General features: G+C 51.0%; 1 tRNA gene and 2 rRNA genes (2 of these 3 only partly in view). All 3 read right to left on the bottom strand.

What is annotated here, in order from left to right:
- Positions 1-505 (bottom strand): 23S ribosomal RNA (locus HOO54_RS02190); it reaches 2427 nt to the left of the window's first position.
- Positions 506-747: 242 nt separating this feature from the next.
- Positions 748-2297, bottom strand: a 16S ribosomal RNA gene (locus HOO54_RS02185).
- The 16S and 23S rRNA genes sit together here with 1 tRNA gene alongside, the layout of an rRNA operon.
- Before the next feature lie 189 nt (positions 2298-2486).
- Positions 2487-2500, bottom strand: a tRNA-Ala gene (locus HOO54_RS02180) (it continues 62 nt past the right edge of the window).

Here is a 2500-nt window from a genome sequence, read left to right as displayed (position 1 = left end):
CTGGTTCACTATCGGTCACTAGGGAGTATTTAGCCTTGGGAGATGGTCCTCCCGGATTCCGACGGAATTTCACGTGTTCCGCCGTACTCAGGATCCACTCAGGAGAGAACGAAGTTTTGACTACAGGGCTGTTACCTCCTATGGCGGGTCTTTCCAGACCTCTTCATCTACCTCGTTCTTTTGTAACTCCACATAGAGTGTCCTACAACCCCAAGAGGCAAGCCTCTTGGTTTGGGCTGTTCCCGTTTCGCTCGCCGCTACTCAGGGAATCGCATTTGCTTTCTCTTCCTCCAGGTACTTAGATGTTTCAGTTCCCCGGGTCTGCCTTCTCATATCCTATGTATTCAGATATGGATACTGCTCCATTACGAGCAGTGGGTTTCCCCATTCGGAAATCTCCGGATCAAAGCTTGCTTACAGCTCCCCGAAGCATATCGGTGTTCGTCCCGTCCTTCATCGGCTCCTAGTGCCAAGGCATCCACCGTGCGCCCTTTCTAACTTAACCGTTAAAAAAAGAATCACTACAGATAATTCTTGGTCTTACTTTTGAATGTGATTGTCTACTTACGTTATCTAGTTTTCAAAGAACAACGCACAGGATGTGCTAACACATGCGTTGCCACAGGATGTGGCGTATTTAGCAGGTGTATCCTATGTTTGAAGGAATGATCCTTCAAAACTAAACAAGATCTGAAACGTACCTGTCTGATAAGACCGCGAGGTCTTACATTCCGTATATATCCTTAGAAAGGAGGTGATCCAGCCGCACCTTCCGATACGGCTACCTTGTTACGACTTCACCCCAATCATCTGTCCCACCTTCGGCGGCTGGCTCCAAAAGGTTACCTCACCGACTTCGGGTGTTACAAACTCTCGTGGTGTGACGGGCGGTGTGTACAAGGCCCGGGAACGTATTCACCGCGGCATGCTGATCCGCGATTACTAGCGATTCCAGCTTCACGCAGTCGAGTTGCAGACTGCGATCCGAACTGAGAACAGATTTGTGGGATTGGCTTAGCCTTGCGGCTTCGCAGCCCTTTGTTCTGCCCATTGTAGCACGTGTGTAGCCCAGGTCATAAGGGGCATGATGATTTGACGTCATCCCCACCTTCCTCCGGTTTGTCACCGGCAGTCACCTTAGAGTGCCCAACTGAATGCTGGCAACTAAGATCAAGGGTTGCGCTCGTTGCGGGACTTAACCCAACATCTCACGACACGAGCTGACGACAACCATGCACCACCTGTCACTCTGCCCCCGAAGGGGACGCCCTATCTCTAGGGTTGTCAGAGGATGTCAAGACCTGGTAAGGTTCTTCGCGTTGCTTCGAATTAAACCACATGCTCCACCGCTTGTGCGGGCCCCCGTCAATTCCTTTGAGTTTCAGTCTTGCGACCGTACTCCCCAGGCGGAGTGCTTAATGCGTTTGCTGCAGCACTAAAGGGCGGAAACCCTCTAACACTTAGCACTCATCGTTTACGGCGTGGACTACCAGGGTATCTAATCCTGTTCGCTCCCCACGCTTTCGCGCCTCAGCGTCAGTTACAGACCAGAGAGTCGCCTTCGCCACTGGTGTTCCTCCACATCTCTACGCATTTCACCGCTACACGTGGAATTCCACTCTCCTCTTCTGCACTCAAGTTCCCCAGTTTCCAATGACCCTCCCCGGTTGAGCCGGGGGCTTTCACATCAGACTTAAAGAACCGCCTGCGCGCGCTTTACGCCCAATAATTCCGGACAACGCTTGCCACCTACGTATTACCGCGGCTGCTGGCACGTAGTTAGCCGTGGCTTTCTGGTTAGGTACCGTCAAGGTACCGCCCTATTCGAACGGTACTTGTTCTTCCCTAACAACAGAGTTTTACGATCCGAAAACCTTCATCACTCACGCGGCGTTGCTCCGTCAGACTTTCGTCCATTGCGGAAGATTCCCTACTGCTGCCTCCCGTAGGAGTCTGGGCCGTGTCTCAGTCCCAGTGTGGCCGATCACCCTCTCAGGTCGGCTACGCATCGTTGCCTTGGTGAGCCGTTACCTCACCAACTAGCTAATGCGCCGCGGGTCCATCTGTAAGTGGTAGCCGAAGCCACCTTTTATGATTGAACCATGCGGTTCAATCAAGCATCCGGTATTAGCCCCGGTTTCCCGGAGTTATCCCAGTCTTACAGGCAGGTTACCCACGTGTTACTCACCCGTCCGCCGCTAACCTTTCGGGAGCAAGCTCCCTATGGTCCGCTCGACTTGCATGTATTAGGCACGCCGCCAGCGTTCGTCCTGAGCCAGGATCAAACTCTCCATAAAATGGAGTGCAGATTAAGTTCGTCACTTGTGACGATATCTGCCCTGACTTGCACTAAATGTGCTTTGTATTTCTTGTTTCTTGAATTAACAGGTACGTTTAGTCTTGTTTAGTTTTCAAAGATCATTTCTAAAGCAACTCTATTATTATATCTCTATTGAAACAAATAGTCAAGTGCTTTTTTAAAAAAATGGTGGAGCCTAGC

Source organism: Bacillus sp. WMMC1349 (genome assembly GCF_013155385.1).
Classification (GTDB): domain Bacteria; phylum Bacillota; class Bacilli; order Bacillales; family Bacillaceae; genus Bacillus.
Note: the sequence above shows the minus strand (reverse complement) of the source record. Positions and strands in the feature narration are given on the sequence as shown.